The 14732-nt window shown below is 63.0% G+C and carries 12 protein-coding genes; 8 read left to right on the top strand and 4 right to left on the bottom strand.

The genetic code is table 11. From position 1 onward, the window contains the following. Positions 1–634 precede the first annotated feature (634 nt). The 5 genes from HSEST_RS13735 (at position 635) to HSEST_RS13715 (ending at position 6643) form a co-directional block, all read left to right on the top strand. Entirely contained in the window at positions 635–1282 is a 648-nt protein-coding gene (locus HSEST_RS13735; RefSeq protein WP_229121526.1) for an Era-like GTP-binding protein, read from the top strand. A gap of 5 nt (positions 1283–1287) precedes the next feature. Next, the gene (locus HSEST_RS13730; protein ID WP_229121525.1) at positions 1288–1680 is read left to right on the top strand and encodes a DUF2073 domain-containing protein; all 393 of its coding nucleotides are present in this window, start codon (positions 1288–1290) and stop codon (positions 1678–1680) included. Beyond that, positions 1680–2408: an OapC/ArvC family zinc-ribbon domain-containing protein gene (locus HSEST_RS13725; RefSeq protein ID WP_229121524.1), complete on the top strand. Its 729-nt coding sequence runs from the start codon at positions 1680–1682 to the stop codon at positions 2406–2408. Before HSEST_RS13730 ends, HSEST_RS13725 begins: the two co-directional genes overlap by 1 nt. Before the next feature lie 225 nt (positions 2409–2633). Continuing rightward, a complete protein-coding gene (locus HSEST_RS13720; RefSeq protein WP_229121523.1) occupies positions 2634–3056 on the top strand; it encodes a PPC domain-containing DNA-binding protein in 423 nt (140 codons plus the stop codon). Further along, a complete protein-coding gene (locus tag HSEST_RS13715; RefSeq protein WP_229121522.1) occupies positions 3053–6643 on the top strand; it encodes a DNA polymerase II large subunit in 3591 nt (1196 codons plus the stop codon). The genes HSEST_RS13720 and HSEST_RS13715 overlap by 4 nt, the downstream gene beginning before the upstream one ends. A gap of 53 nt (positions 6644–6696) precedes the next feature. Here the strand turns inward: HSEST_RS13715 and HSEST_RS13710 are convergent, their stop codons facing one another. From HSEST_RS13710 to gap, 3 genes are all read right to left on the bottom strand, one after another. Further along, positions 6697–7191: a metallophosphoesterase gene (locus HSEST_RS13710; RefSeq protein WP_229121521.1), complete on the bottom strand. Its 495-nt coding sequence runs from the start codon at positions 7189–7191 to the stop codon at positions 6697–6699. A 130-nt stretch (positions 7192–7321) separates the two neighbouring features. Next, on the bottom strand, positions 7322–8536 hold the full coding sequence (locus HSEST_RS13705; RefSeq protein WP_229121520.1) for a phosphoglycerate kinase: 1215 nt from the start codon (positions 8534–8536) through the stop codon (positions 7322–7324). A 59-nt stretch (positions 8537–8595) separates the two neighbouring features. After that, complete coding sequence (gap, locus tag HSEST_RS13700; RefSeq protein ID WP_229121519.1) at positions 8596–9606, bottom strand: type I glyceraldehyde-3-phosphate dehydrogenase; 1011 nt, start codon at positions 9604–9606, stop codon at positions 8596–8598. A 250-nt stretch (positions 9607–9856) separates the two neighbouring features. Between gap and HSEST_RS13695 the strand changes: the two genes are divergently transcribed. The 3 genes from HSEST_RS13695 to ileS all read left to right on the top strand — a co-directional run bounded on the left by HSEST_RS13695 (position 9857) and on the right by ileS (position 13973). Next, complete coding sequence (locus tag HSEST_RS13695; RefSeq protein WP_229121518.1) at positions 9857–10255, top strand: Hsp20/alpha crystallin family protein; 399 nt, start codon at positions 9857–9859, stop codon at positions 10253–10255. Further along, positions 10255–10590, top strand: coding sequence for a cupin domain-containing protein (locus HSEST_RS13690; protein ID WP_229121517.1), 336 nt, complete (start codon positions 10255–10257; stop codon positions 10588–10590). The genes HSEST_RS13695 and HSEST_RS13690 overlap by 1 nt, the downstream gene beginning before the upstream one ends. A 74-nt stretch (positions 10591–10664) precedes the next feature. Beyond that, positions 10665–13973 (top strand): isoleucine--tRNA ligase, encoded by a 3309-nt coding sequence (gene ileS / locus HSEST_RS13685; RefSeq protein ID WP_229121516.1) that lies wholly within the window; start codon positions 10665–10667, stop codon positions 13971–13973. A gap of 18 nt (positions 13974–13991) precedes the next feature. Here ileS and HSEST_RS13680 read toward each other — a convergent pair whose 3' ends face one another. Next, the gene (locus HSEST_RS13680; protein WP_229121515.1) at positions 13992–14636 is read right to left on the bottom strand and encodes a DUF7509 family protein; all 645 of its coding nucleotides are present in this window, start codon (positions 14634–14636) and stop codon (positions 13992–13994) included. Between the last annotated feature and the right edge of the window lie 96 nt (positions 14637–14732).

Below are 14732 nucleotides of genomic sequence, written 5' to 3'. Positions count from 1 at the left end.
CGGTTTGTGACCGTGACTCGCGTGGATATCTCTTTCGGCATTTTAGTGCTTTCGAGTATCTTTTCCAGTCACTCCTGTCCCTGAGCCGATCCCGATTTAGATTCCGCTCTCACACCTCTTTCTAGTATTTCTCCTCCTCTCTAGTAGCTTTGATATACTGCGTCTCGGACCCAGCCGCCGTCAGTCCCCTCGTTTCGTACAGTTTCCTCCCTCGTTCCACTCGATCCCACCCCATCCTGCTCAGTGTTCCACTTGAAACGAAGGGGTGGGGGTGAGGAGTTTGGAAATCTAGGACACTGTATCTCGAATAATCTCTCTGAACTATGGGTGTGACATATAACCCCGCACTTTTCGCAGGTGGGATTCAACGGAGTTTCCACCGTTCCCATACTGATAGCTATAACATTCCGAAACGATCCGGCACGACAGCGTGCCGAATGTCTTTCCGAACGTATAGCCACCCAGTATCAGGCCGAACCTCCACAAGCGAAGCGAACTTGCACCGTCCGAGATCAGTGTACTAGCTCCCCTCCTGTTGTGTACGGTTGTTTATGGGTGTCTGACGCACACTTAAGTGAATACGGATAGCTTGTACGCCCAGACGCCCGGTATCGGGCGCGGGAGGATACTGAGGATGGGACTGCTCACAGGACTCAGAGACAGCATTTCCCGTGCAGCTTCGTCGCTGTTCTCTGAACAGGACCCGAAACGTATCGGCATCTACGGGCCGCCAAACGCCGGCAAGACGACGCTGGCGAACCGGATCGCTCGTGACTGGACGGAACACGGTGACGCCGTCGGACCGGAGAGTCACATTCCACACGAGACCCGACGCGCCCGTCGGAAAGAGAACGTCGAGATCGAACGGAACGGCAAGTCCGTCTCGATCGACATCGTCGACACGCCAGGTGTGACGACGAAAGTCGATTACACGGAGTTCCTCGATCACGACATGGAGAAAGAGGACGCGGTCCGTCGCTCCAGGGAAGCCACTGAAGGCGTCGCCGAGGCGATGCACTGGCTTCGCGAGGACGTCGACGGCGTGATCTACGTGCTGGACAGCGCCGAGGATCCGTTCACGCAGGTCAACACGATGTTGATCGGCATCATCGAGAGTCAGGACCTGCCCGTGTTGATCTTCGCGAACAAGATCGACCTGGAGGACTCCTCGGTCCAGCGCATCCGCAACGCGTTTCCCCAGCACGAGACGGTGCCTCTCTCCGCGCTGGAAGGCGACAATATGGACGAGGTCTACGACAAGATCGCGGAGTACTTCGGGTGATCACGATGGCAGAAGTCAAAGCACCAGACGACACTGACGGCGTGCAGATCGACATGATCAGCGGTCAGCGCATGGAGGGCCTGACCAGCATGGAGAAGATCCGGATCATCCTCGACGGCGTCCGCGAGGGCAACATCGTAATCCTGGAAGAAGGGCTCACTCCGGACGAGGAATCGCGACTGATCGAAGTGACGATGACCGAGATCAGCCCCGACGAGTTCAACGGAATCGAGATCGAGAGCTATCCACAGTCCGGCGACGACGAGGGCAGCTTCCTCGGACGCCTGATGGGGAAAGACTCGACACCGAACAAGTTGACCGTCATCGGGCCGGCCGATCAGATCGAGACCCTCCACAAGGACGAAACGCTCATCAGCGCACTCGTCTCCCGGAACTGATGCCACACCAGTGTACCACCTGCGGGCACGTGTTCGAGGACGGCTCCAAGGAGATGCTCTCCGGCTGTCCGGAGTGTGGCGGCACGAAGTTCCAGTTCCACCCCGAGGGGACCGATATCCCTGAACAGCCGCCGGCTGACGTCGAACCGCCGGATCGACCGGATGCCGAAGAGGGTGTCACCGGAACGGTCGGCAACGCTGCCGCGACCGTCCGGAACCTAGTCGGCGGGCCCTCCTCGACCGGAAGCGAAGGTGCCGATTCGAGTGAGGTGAACTCGCCCCCGGCATCTTCGAGTCCCGCCGCGTCGTCGACGCCCGGGGATCGAGATCCGTCCGAGGAGAACGTCGCCGGCGTCGCCCTCGACGACCGGTCCGACGACACGGCTACCGATGCGGGTACGGAGTCACCTGCCGATCCCCCGACCGGAGAAGACGCCGCTCAGGCCAGCGCCCGCTCGGACATCGTCAGCTCGGACGAGCTCCCGGACACCGACTCGACGACACCGGCTGTGGAAGACGGCACTGTCGTCGAGGAACCCGACGACGACCGCCCCGATCTCTCGGAACTCCGGGAGGAACTCAACGATCAGTTCGAGTCGATCAAGGTCGTCGAACCCGGCCAGTACGAACTCAACCTCATGGAACTGTACGACCGCGAGGAGTACATCATCGCGCTACAGGAGGACGGCAAGTACTCCATCCAGGTGCCCGATCGCTGGCAGGACTGACGGTCACTGTCGTGCATATTACCGGTTCACCCACAAAAAGCGCAATTGAGCCAGAACAGACCGACAGCAACCGCTGTCCATATCGATCCGGACAGCCACATGACAGCCGAGTACAGTCGAGTTAGTCGGTCTTGACGAACTACTCGATTTCCGTCCGGTACTCTGACAAAACAGTCTTCGGGCCCTTGGCAACTATTTTATCGCTCCCGCCCGTTTCGTGTGGATATGGATTATCGCGAAGTCGAGGGAACCCGCGAGTTCGTCGCGCGTCTCGCACACGGCGAGGACTGGCGCGCACAGATCGAGGACTTCGCACGTGCGGAAGAGATCGAGGCCGCCTTTTTCGTCGGTCTGGGTGCCGTTCAAGACGCGAAACTGCTGTACTACGATCAGACCGATCTGGAGTATTATCCGATGGAGTTCGACGAACCGCTGGAGGTCGCCGCCTGCATTGGAAACGTCTCGCTGCTCGAGGGCGACCCGTTCGCACACACCCACGCCGTTCTCTCGCGAGCGGACGGCTCGACCGTTGCGGGCCACCTCGATGCCGGAACGGTCTTCGCGGGTGAACTGTACGTCCGGGCCTTCGAGGAGTCGCTCGAACGCGCCCACGACGAACCGACCGATCTCGATCTCTGGCCGCTATGAGGGAGGTCGACGAGCGCTACTTCGAGACGCTCGAAACCGGCCTCGAAGAGGCGATAGCGATCGCCAACGAGGCCCGCGAGCGCGGCGGCGATCCCGTACCCGAAGTCGAGATTCCGACTGCGCGGGACATGGCCGACCGTGTCGAGAACATCCTCGGGATCGAGGGCGTCGCCGAGCGAGTTCGCGAACTCGAAGGCGAGATGTCTCGCGAGGAAGCCGCTCTGGAACTGGTCGAGGACTTCGTCGACGGCAGCGTCGGCAACTACGACTCCAAGGCGGGCAAGATCGAGGGCGCTGTTCGGACGGCGGTCGCCCTGCTCACCGAAGGGGTCGTCGCCGCACCCATCGAAGGGATCGACCGGGTCGAGATCCTCGAAAACGACGACGGCTCGGAGTTCATCAACATCTACTACGCCGGGCCGATTCGCTCAGCCGGCGGGACTGCCCAGGCCCTCTCCGTTCTCGTGGCCGACTACGCACGCGCGATGCTGGGGATCGACCAGTACAAACCCCGCGAGGAGGAGATCAACCGCTACGCCGAGGAAGTCGCCCTCTACGACAAGGAGACCGGGCTGCAGTACTCGCCCAAGGAAAAAGAGAGCACGTTCATCGCCGAGCACATCCCGATCATGCTCGACGGCGAGGCCACCGGCGACGAGGAAGTTTCGGGCTTTCGCGACCTCGAACGGGTCGACACCAACTCTTCGCGCGGCGGGATGTGTCTGGTCTTCGCCGAGGGGATCGCGCTCAAGGCACCGAAGATCCAGCGCTACACGCGCAACCTCGATGAGGTCGAGTGGCCCTGGCTCCAGGACCTGATCGACGGCACGATCGGGAAAGACGACGGCGAGGACGACACAGACGCGGAGGATAGCGACACCGAGGCTGACGCTGACGACGCGGACACAGACGTCGAGGACGGCGAACCGGACGACGAACTGGCCGGACCGCCGCGCGCTGACCCCTCCGAGAAATTCCTGCGGGACCTGATCGCCGGGCGGCCGGTGTTCACCCATCCGAGCGAGCCGGGCGGGTTCCGACTCCGGTACGGCCGGGCGCGCAACCACGGGAACGCGACGGCGGGCGTCCACCCGGCGACGATGCACCTGGTCGACGACTTCCTGGCGGCCGGGACCCAGCTCAAGACCGAGCGTCCGGGCAAGGCCGCGGGGGTCGTCCCCGTCGACTCCATCGAAGGGCCGATGGTCAAGCTCGCGAACGGCGAGGTCCGCCGGATCGACGACCCCGAGGAGGCCATCGAGGTCCGCAACGGCGTCGAGGCAGTCCTCGACATCGGGGAGTACCTGGTCAACTACGGCGAGTTCGTCGAGAACAACCACCCGCTCGTCCCCGCCTCCTACACCGTCGAGTGGTGGGTCAAGGACTTCGAGGAGGCGGGCGCGGACGTCCAGGCGATGCGAGACGCCGTCGCGGTCGATCTGGAGGCCCCCTCACCTGAGGAAGCACTCGAATGGGCCGACGAGTACGCCGCTCCTCTCCATCCGAAATACACCTATTGCTGGCACGACATTACCATCGAGGACATGTGTGAACTAGCCTCAGCCGTCGAACGTGCTGATATAGCCGTACCGGATGGCGCAACTATTGAAAACGAACACCCCTCTGTTTCCGATGGAAACGTGGGTCTCGTCGTCCCACGGACCGAGACCGCCCGGGAGGCCCTGGAGACCTTACTCGTCACTCACGTCCAGACTGAGGAGTCGTTGATCGTCTCCGAGTGGCGACCGCTGGTCCGGTCGATGGGGTTCGACGACGACCTCGACCGGGAGTGGTCCCGGGAGGACCTCTCCGAGCGTGCTCGAACGTATGCCGACGGGGACAATGCAATCGTCGCGATCAACGAGGTCGCTCCGTTTCAGGTGCGCGAGCGTGCGCCGACCAGGATCGGTAACCGGATGGGCCGACCCGAGAAATCAGAGGAACGGGAACTCTCACCCGCCGTGCATACGCTCTTTCCGATCGGCGAGGCCGGGGGAGCCCAGCGCGACGTTTCGAAAGCGGGCACCCACGCCGAGAACATGCAGGACCAGCCTGGACTGGTCGAAGTCGAAGTCAGCCGGCGGCGGTGTGTCGAGTGCGGAACCGAGACCCACGAGGCGCGCTGCCCGGAGTGTGGCGGAGCCGCGGAAGTCGTCTACGTCTGCCCGGACTGCGGCCAGGAGGTCGAACCCGACGAGTCCGGCCGGGCCGAATGCTCGCGGTGTGAGACGCTGGCCCGCCCCACTCAGAGGAAAACGATCGATGTCCACGAGGCCTACCGGTCGGCGCTCGATTCCGTCGGCGAGCGCGAGGCGGCTTTCGACGTGCTGAAAGGCGTCAAGGGACTCTCCTCGAAGGAGAAAGTCCCCGAACCGATGGAGAAAGGCGTCTTGCGGGCGAAACACGACGTTTCGGCGTTCAAGGACGGCACGGTCCGCTACGACATGACCGACCTGCCCGTTACCTCGGTCCGGCCGGCAGAACTGGACGTCACCGCTGAGCAGTTCCGGGAGCTCGGCTACGAGGAGGACGTCAACGGCGATCCGTTACGGCACGACGACCAGCTCGTCGAGCTTCGCGTGCAGGATATCGTTCTCTCGGACGGTGCGGCCGAGCACATGCTCAAGACGGCGGATTTCGTCGACGACCTGTTGGCCAAGTACTACGGGATCGACCCGTTCTACGAACTCGAAGACAGACAGGATCTGGTCGGCGAACTCGTCTTCGGGATGGCACCGCACACCAGCGCCGCGACGGTCGGCCGCGTCGTCGGCTTTACGACTGCGGCCGTGGGCTACGCCCATCCGTACTTTCACGCCGCGAAACGCCGGAACTGCGACGGTGACGAAGATTGTGTGATGCTACTGATGGACGGGTTGTTGAACTTCAGCAAGAAGTACCTCCCGGATCAGCGCGGTGGTCGTATGGATGCACCACTGGTCATGTCCTCCCGTATCGATCCCTCAGAGATCGACGACGAGGCCCACAACATCGACATCATGCGGGAGTATCCCCGTGAGTTCTACGAGGCCACGCGGGAGATGGTCGACCCCGAGGACGTCGAGGACATCATGACAATTGCCGAGGAGACGCTTGGCACCGACAACGAGTACACCGGCTTCGATCACACCCACGACACCACTGACATCGCTATGGGACCGGATCTGTCGGCCTACAAGACCCTGGGCTCGATGGAGGACAAGATGGACGCCCAGCTCGAACTCTCCCGGAAGCTGCGGGCTGTTGATGAGACTGACGTCGCCGAGCGGATCATCGAATATCACTTCCTGCCGGACCTGATCGGCAACCTCCGGGCGTTCTCCCGCCAGGAGTACCGGTGTCTCGACTGCGGGGAGTCGTACCGCCGTGCTCCGCTGTCGGGGGAGTGTCGGGAGTGCGGCGGCCGGGTCAACCTGACTGTCCACGAGGGCTCGGTCAACAAGTACATCGACACCGCCACGGAGGTCGCTGAGGAGTTCGACTGCCGCCCCTATACGAAACAGCGTCTGGAGATTCTCGAACGCTCGATCGAACGAATATTCGAGAACGACAAGAACAAACAGTCAGGAATCGCGGACTTTATGTAATAGTCCGGGGACGCGGACTTTATGTGACTGATCCGGCCCCGAGTCACGACGGCTCACCCGAGATCGTGGAACTCAACGTCGCCAGTTTCGGTGTCGAGGACGATCACGGCGGGCGCCTCGGGTGCGTCCGGAATCGCGATCCCACCGGGATTGAGGTGGATGGCTCCGTTCTGCTGTTCGTGGACGCGCTCGTGGGTGTGACCGCGACAGACGTAGTCGTAGTTGCCGCTCTCGATCAGGGCCGACACGATCGGTTCGCTCGTCCCGTGATAGATCGCGAACTCCGCACTGTCGAAGGTCAATTCGCCCATCTCTCCGAGGTATGTGCCGAACTCCCCGACGACGTTCTGGAGGCTCCACTCGCCGTCGTTGTTGCCCCGGACCGCGTAGAAGTCGAAGGCCGCCGAATCGAACGGTGTCGCCGAGAAGGGCGCGACGATGTCGCCACAGTGGATCACGGCGTCGACGCCCTCGTCGTGGAACGTCCCGACTGCTCGTTCGACTACCTCGCCGTTGTCGTGCGTATCTGAGACGACTCCAACTTGCATACGCGGAGGTACGGCCGGGTAAGTCAAAAAGGCAGTCGGACGGAGGTGGCTCGACACGAGCGTTCGTGCCGATCGTGTCCAGGAAATGGTTCCTGAGAGACAGGAACGGCCGGGAAAACGACGAGACGCCTTACGCGTATTTCTTCAGCACGTCGACGACGACGAGTTCCTGGCCGGTCAGGGCGTTGAGGTAGGCGCCGCCGGCGATCGAGACGTGGTCGTAGTCGTCCTCGTCGAGGCCGTACAGCGACAGCGTCCGGGCGGTGTCACCGCCACCGACGACCGAGAAGCAATCGGTCTCGCCGATGGCCTCGATGAGTTCGACCGTGCCGTCGGCGAAGCGCTCGTCCTCGAAGACGCCGACCGCGCCCTTCACGAAGACGGCCTCGGACTCGCGGATGATCGGCTCATAGGCCTCGATCGTCTCGTGGCCGATGTCGAGATAGCCGGTCTCTTTCTCGTCGATGTCCTCGAGGGAGATCTCGGCGCGCTCGCCGTTCTCGTCCTCGTAGGCGAAGTCGACGGGCAGCTCGAAGTCGTCGCGGCGGTTCTCGACGAGGTCTTCGAGGGTGTCTTTGGTCTCTTCCCACTGGTCGTCCAGCAGGTCCATCCCGCCGACGTCCATCCCGACGGGCTCGCCCTCGGCGCGGAGGAACAGTTCCCCGGGCAGACCGCCGACGAGGAAGGTGTCGACCTTCTCCTCGAGGTTGTTGACGACGCTGATGACGTCCTCGGACTTGTTGCCGCCGCAGAGCATCGTCACCTGGCCGTCGAACTCCTTCTCGGCGACCGAGGTGTTGTACTGGTACTCCTTGTCCATCACGAGGCCGGCGTAGGTCGGCAGTTCGACCGCGAAGCCGACCGTCGAGGCGTGAGCGCGGTGGGCCGCCGAGTAAGCGTCGTTGACAAAGGCGTCGAACAGCGGCGCGAGCGTCTGGACGAACTCGCTCTCGGCGTGTTCCTCGGCGGGCTTTTCGGGCAGTTCGTCGTCGGCCATCCGGGTGTTCTCCAGCAGGAGGATCTCACCCGCGTCGAGGCCTTCGATGGCGTCGATGGCGTCGTCGCCGTAGATGTCGTCGACGAAGTCGATCGGCTTGCCGACGTACCCTTCGAGGATCTCGGCGTGCTGGTCGAGCGAGACGAAATCGTCACGGCCGGGCCGGCCCTGGTGGGCCATCAGCACGACCTTGTGGTCGTCTTCTGCGAGTGCAGCGACGGTTTCGGCGTATCGGTCGAATCGGTTGTTGTCCTGTACCACGCCGTCCTCGACAGGGGAGTTGAGGTCGACCCTGACGAGGACGCGCTGGCCGGGCTCGAGGTCGTCGAGCGTGTTGTATTCGGGCATGGTGTCGTATCTGGTTCGGTGGCGCGTGTCTGAAAAAACGGTGCAGTTCGCGGGATGGTTTACGCGATGTACTCGGCGAGGCGCATCATCTGGGCCGTGTAGCCCATCTCGTTGTCGTACCAGGCGAAGATCTTCGCGAGGTCGCCGCCTTCGACCGTGCTGGTCTGCTCGAGGTCGACCGCGGACCCGTACTCCCACCCGAGGATGTCACGGGAGACGATCTCGTCGTCGATGGCGCCCATCGAGCCTTCGAGTTCGCCGTTGGCGTACTCCTCCATGGCGGCGTTGATCTCCTCGGCGCTGGGGTTGCCCTCCAGGTCCGCGACGATCTCGGTGATCGACCCGCTGGGGGTCGGGACGCGGATCGCCATGGCCTCGAACTTGCCTTTCAGTTCGGGCAGGATGTCCGTCGTCGCCGTCGACGCGCCGGTCGTCGTCGGGACGATGTTCTCGGCGGCCGCGCGACCGCGGCGGGTCTTGCTCTTGGGACCGTCCACGATGTTCTGCGAGCCCGTGTAGGCGTGGATGGTCGTCATCTCGGCGGCGTTGACACCGAACTCCTCGACCAGGACGTACATCGGCGGCGAGACGCTGTTGGTCGTACAGGACGCGCCGGAGACGATGTCCTCACCGTCGTATTCGTCGTGGTTGACGCCGTAGACGAACTGCGGCACCGGCTTGTCGCCTTTTGGCGGCGCGGAGATCAGCGCCTTGTCGGCACCGGCATCGAGGTGCGCCGAAGCCTCGTCCTTCGTTCGGAAGATCCCCGTCGACTCGACGGCGACGTCGACGTCCAGGTCGTCCCACGGCAACTCCTCGGGGTTCTGGACGTTGTACAGTGAGATGTCCTCACCGTCGACAGCCATCGTGTCCCCATCCCGTTCGAGGTCGTAGGGGAGATTACCCAGCGTCGTGTCGTATTTCGCCAGGTACTCCATCTGATCGAAGTCCATCACGTCGTTGATCCCCACGATCTCGACGTCGTCGTTGTTCAGCGCGGCGCGGAAGGTACATCGTCCGATGCGGCCGAAACCGTTGATCCCGATCCTGACCGTGTCGCTTGCACTCATGATTACTACTCCGTGTGAAATTGCTACGGTAGCGAGTAAATGTTTTTCGGTTATTGTCGCGCGCGTGTAACTGATTCACCTAAACAATAAGGCAGGACTTCGACGCGTGCCGAGCGAGCCGGCCGATTCGTTCCGGGTTCTGTAGTCGGTGGTCGAAACAGGTGGTGTCAGGCGATCGAGTTCCCGTGTTGTACCGGCCCGTTGGGCTCCGAGGCGAAGGCTTTTGGGTTGGACAGCCATACCTGCGGGTATGAGACGGGACGATCGCGACGACCCCTTCGACGACTTCTTCCGCGAACTGGAACGGATGATGAACGAGATGACCGGTGGCGAGTTCGACATGCACGTCGAGCGCCACGGCGACAGCGGCCAGAACCACGGTCGTGACATCCACCTCGACCTCTACGAGAAAGACGACGAGGTCCGCGTCGTCGCCGATATCCCCGGCGTCGAGAAGGACGCCATCGATCTGAAATGCGACGGCGAGGAACTGACCATCGACGCCGCGGGTCCCGAACGCGAGTACTCCGAGCGCGTCCAGCTCCCGGCCGCCGTCGACGAGCATTCGGCCAGCGCGACCTACAACAACGGGATCCTGGAAGTGGCCTTCGAGCGGCGAGACAACTCCGCCGACATCGATCTCTCCTGATGTCCGATCGCGAGAAACTCCTCGATCTCGCCGGCTCGTCCTTCGAAATCGGGGATTTGCTCGACTATCAGTCCGGTGCCGTCGTGAGTCAGACGCTCGTCGACGAGGAGGCAGTCACTGTCACTGTCTTTGCCTTCGACGAAGGTGAGCGTCTCAGCGAGCACACGGCACCGCACGACGCCATCTTGCAGGTCGTCGACGGGACCGCCCTCGTCACCGTGTCCGGCACTGAACACGAGGTCGCGGCCGGCGAGTCGATCGTCCTCCCGGCGGACGAACCGCACGCTGTGGAGGCCGCGTCGCAGTTCAAGATGTTCCTGACGTTGCTTCGGTAACGCGCACGTCGCCGCTCTCGAAGCGTTGGCACACAACCGATTGTCCTTTAATCCCGGCGGCGATTCCTTCCAGTATGGACCGGTTCGCCGACGTCGACGACCAGTACGACCCACACGCTGTCGAGGAGCGTGTGTTCGACTACTGGGAGGAAGTCGACGCCTACGAGAAGACTGTGGAGCACCGCGCCGACGGCGAGGACTTTTTCTTCGTCGATGGGCCGCCCTACACGTCGGGAGCGGCGCACATGGGTACGACCTGGAACAAGACCCTGAAGGACATCTACATCCGCTATCTCCGGATGCAGGGCTACGATGTGACCGATCGCCCCGGCTACGACATGCACGGGCTCCCCATCGAGACGAAAGTCGAGGAGCAACTCGACTTCCAGAACAAGAAAGACATCGAGGAGTTCGGCGAGGACGCCTTCATCGAGGAGTGCAAGGCCTTCGCTGACGAGCAACTCGAAGGCCTGCAGAGCGACTTCCAGGATTTCGGCGTCTGGATGGACTGGGACGACCCCTACAAGACGGTCGACCCCGAGTACATGGAGGCGGCCTGGTGGGGCTTCGAGAACGCCCACGAGCGCGGCCTCGTCGAGCAGGGCAAACGCTCGATCAACCAGTGTCCGCGGTGTGAGACGGCCATCGCCAACAACGAGGTCGAGTACGACCAGGTCGGCAAGCCCTCGATCTACGTCAAGTTCCCCCTCGCAGAGCGGGAGCGCGAGGACGAGCGAAGCGAGTCCTCGGAACGCGCGAGTAGCGCGGAACGGAGTTCCGCGGACCGTTCGAGCGGGCAAAGCCCGCGAGAAGACGGCGACGCCGCGAGCGACGAATACCTCGTCATCTGGACCACCACGCCCTGGACCATCGTCGCCAATACCTTCGTCGCCGTCGACGGCGAGCTGGAATACGTTGGCGTGGACGCCACGAAAGACGGCGAGACCGAACGCCTGTACGTCGCCGAGGCGGTCGTCGAGGACGTGCTCAGAGAGGGTCGCTACGACGACTACGAGGTCGTCGAGCATCTCGACGGCGAGGAGATGGTCGGCTGGGAGTACGACCACCCCCTTGCGGAGGAAGTGCCCGACCACGCCCAGGCTGCGGGGTCCGGGCAGGTCTACACCGCGGAGTACGTCGAGGCCGACCGCACTGGGCTCGTCCACTCCGCGCCCGGCCACGGTGAGGAGGACTTCGAGCGCGGGCAGGAACTCGATCTGGAGATCTTCTGTCCGGTCGGTCCGAACGGGGAGTACACCGACGAGGCGGGGGAGTACGCGGGCACGTTCGTCCGGGACGCAAACGACGAGATCATCGCGGATCTGGACGCCAAGGACCTGCTGCTCGCACACGACACGACGAGCGTCCGCGAGGGACACTGCTGGCGCTGTGACACTGACATCGTCCGGATCGTCACCGATCAGTGGTTCATTACGATTACCGACATCAAAGACGAACTGCTGGAGCTCATCGAGGACAGCGAGTGGCACCCCGAGTGGGCCCGGGACAACCGTTTCCGGGACTTCGTCGAGGAAGCCCCCGACTGGAACGTCTCCCGCCAGCGCTACTGGGGGATCCCGATCCCGATCTGGACCCCAGAAGACTGGAGTGGGGAGATGAGCGACGCCATCGTCGTCGGCGACCGCGAGGAACTCGCCGAGCGGGTCGATCAGGACGTCGATCCCGAAACCGTCGATCTGCACAAGGACACCGTCGACGAGCTGACGATCACCGAGAACGGGACCACTCACACCCGCGTCGAGGACGTCTTCGACGTGTGGCTCGATTCCTCGGTCGCGACGTGGGGCACGCTGGATTATCCCGAGCAGTCTGAGAAATTCGAGGAGCTGTGGCCCGCCGATCTCATCATCGAGGCCCACGACCAGACCCGCGGGTGGTTCTGGTCCCAGCTCGGCATGGGCGGCGCGTCGATGGGTGAGATCCCCTACGACGAGGTGCTGATGCACGGCTACGCCAACATGCCCGACGGCCGCGGGATGTCCAAATCGAAGGGCATTCTCGTCGATCCCCACGAAGTCATCGACGAGCACGGCCGGGATCCGATGCGGCTGTTCCTTCTCTCTGTCACCGCGCAGGGCGAGGATATGAACTTCTCCTGGGACGAGACCCAGGAGATGGGCCGGCGGCTGAACATCCTCTGGAACGTCTTCCGGTTCCCGCTGCCGTATATGCGGGCCGACGGCTTTGACCCCGAAGAGACGACCGTCGAGTCCGTCGAAGCGGACCTCGAACTCATCGACGAGTGGTTGCTCTCCCGGCTCCAGACTGTGAAAGCCGAGATGGATGCGGCCTTCGATGACTTCGAGCACGACAAGGGGCTGCACGCGCTGCTCGATTTCGTCGTCGAGGACGTCTCCCGGTTCTACATCCAGGAAGTCCGAGAGCGCATGTGGGAAGAGGAAAACAGCCCGAGCAAACTGGCCGCCTACGCGACGCTCTATCGCGTCCTTGAGGAGATCGTCGCACTGCTCGCGCCCTATGCCCCATTTATCAGCGAGGAGATCTACCAGAATCTCACCGGCGACGCCGGTCATCCGACGGTCCACATGTGTGACTTCCCCGAGCGCGACGGCGACTGGCAGAATGTCGGCCTCGAGGACGACATCGCGGTCGTTCGTGCGGTCGAGGAAGCGGGCTCGAACGCCCGCCAGCAGGCCGAACGCAAGCTCCGCTGGCCCGTCAAGCGCGTCGTCGTCGACGTCGGGACCGACGAGACCGGCGATCTGCCGGGAACAGTCGAACTCCGCTCGGAGCTGATCGCTGATCGACTCAACGCCCGGCGTGTCGAGGTCATCGAGCCCGACGCGGACTGGGGCGAGCTCACCTACAGCGCCGAGGCCGACATGAGCAAGCTCGGGCCCGCGTTCGGCGGCGACGCCCAGGAGGTCATGCAGGCCTGCAACGACGCCCGGATCGCCGAACCCACCATCGAGGCGCTGGAGGCGGCAGTCGCCGACGAACTCGGGCGTGGCGTCGACCTCGAGGAAGACATGGTCGAGCTCGTCCGCCAGCTACCCGACGGTGTTGCAGGCACGTCCTTCGAAGCTCTGGACGGCGAGGGCGTCGTCTACGTCGACACGACGCTCACCGAGGACATCGAGAGCGAGGGCTACGCCCGCGAGGTCATCCGCCGCGTGCAGGAGATGCGCAAGGATCTCGAACTCGATCTCGAAGCACGGATCCGCGTCGATCTGAACGTCAGTGACGACCGCGTCGCTGACCTCGTGGCCGAGCACGAGGACCTGATCACAGAGGAGGTCCGTGCCGACGAACTCGGACGCGTCGAGGACGGCCACCGCAAGACCTGGGAGGTCGAAGGCATCGAGATGGAGATTGCGGTCGTGCCGGTGGCTGAAGCGTAGAGCGTAGGCGAGCGTCGTTCAATCTAGCTTCGAGAGGTCGCCGACCTGCTCGCGCCGGACGATATCTCTGACGAACAGTCGGACCTGCCGGACGAGATCGTCGTGGTCCGTGTAATCGTAGACGCGAGCGTCCCAGCGATCGAGGACTGCCGCGATCATCGCGCTCGTGACGCCCTCCTCGTGGACGAAGATGACGCGATCGCGGTGGTCGGTCGGATCCGCCTCGCGCTGGAAGATCGCCTCCAGCACCGCGCCGGTCTCGATGCCGACGCCGAGGTTGTCGCCGACCTTCGGGACGACGTAGACGACGGCGTTGCTGGCCAGCGCGAACTCGATGCTCTGGGTCGCGGCGTCCATTTCCTCGAGGGGTACATCGACATCGATCGCCAGGAAGGCGTTCACTCCCGGATCGGTACGGAGCGCGTCCCGTACGTCCAACAGGAGATCGAGCGTCGCCTCTTCGCCCTCGCCGCCTTCGTCAGTGCCGACGAGCGCCCCGAAATCGACTGCCTCCGGGAGCGCTTGCAGGTCGATGACGTCCTCAGGTGTCTCGGTCTCCTGGAGGACTGTCCCAACGTCGAACGCCGAGTACGGCCCCATCAGATAGACCAGCAATCGCTCGTGAGCGAGACCACCCAATTCCCCAATGATCCGATCGCGCATAGATACTGCCGCTCGCGTCAGCCTAATATAAATAGCGATCAATACAGCATTCGCTGAGTCAGGCAACACTTACAGTGGCTGATTTTAAATACATAT

The sequence above is a fragment of the Halapricum desulfuricans genome (genome assembly GCF_017094465.1).
Lineage (GTDB): Archaea > Halobacteriota > Halobacteria > Halobacteriales > Haloarculaceae > Halapricum.
The sequence above is the reverse complement of the archived record's forward strand: the minus strand, read 5'-3'. Positions and strand labels throughout refer to the sequence as shown.

Bases quoted from the DNA above. Each gene is read 5' to 3' on its own strand.
- HSEST_RS13735 (WP_229121526.1), top strand. From the start codon at position 635: ATGGGACTGCTCACAGGACTCAGAGACAGCATTTCCCGTGCAGCTTCG.
- HSEST_RS13730 (WP_229121525.1), top strand. From the start codon at position 1,288: ATGGCAGAAGTCAAAGCACCAGACGACACTGACGGCGTGCAGATCGAC.
- HSEST_RS13725 (WP_229121524.1), top strand. From the start codon at position 1,680: ATGCCACACCAGTGTACCACCTGCGGGCACGTGTTCGAGGACGGCTCC.
- HSEST_RS13720 (WP_229121523.1), top strand. From the start codon at position 2,634: ATGGATTATCGCGAAGTCGAGGGAACCCGCGAGTTCGTCGCGCGTCTC.
- HSEST_RS13715 (WP_229121522.1), top strand. From the start codon at position 3,053: ATGAGGGAGGTCGACGAGCGCTACTTCGAGACGCTCGAAACCGGCCTC.
- HSEST_RS13710 (WP_229121521.1), bottom strand. From the start codon at position 7,191: ATGCAAGTTGGAGTCGTCTCAGATACGCACGACAACGGCGAGGTAGTC.
- HSEST_RS13705 (WP_229121520.1), bottom strand. From the start codon at position 8,536: ATGCCCGAATACAACACGCTCGACGACCTCGAGCCCGGCCAGCGCGTC.
- gap (WP_229121519.1), bottom strand. From the start codon at position 9,606: ATGAGTGCAAGCGACACGGTCAGGATCGGGATCAACGGTTTCGGCCGC.
- HSEST_RS13695 (WP_229121518.1), top strand. From the start codon at position 9,857: ATGAGACGGGACGATCGCGACGACCCCTTCGACGACTTCTTCCGCGAA.
- HSEST_RS13690 (WP_229121517.1), top strand. From the start codon at position 10,255: ATGTCCGATCGCGAGAAACTCCTCGATCTCGCCGGCTCGTCCTTCGAA.
- ileS (WP_229121516.1), top strand. From the start codon at position 10,665: ATGGACCGGTTCGCCGACGTCGACGACCAGTACGACCCACACGCTGTC.
- HSEST_RS13680 (WP_229121515.1), bottom strand. From the start codon at position 14,636: ATGCGCGATCGGATCATTGGGGAATTGGGTGGTCTCGCTCACGAGCGA.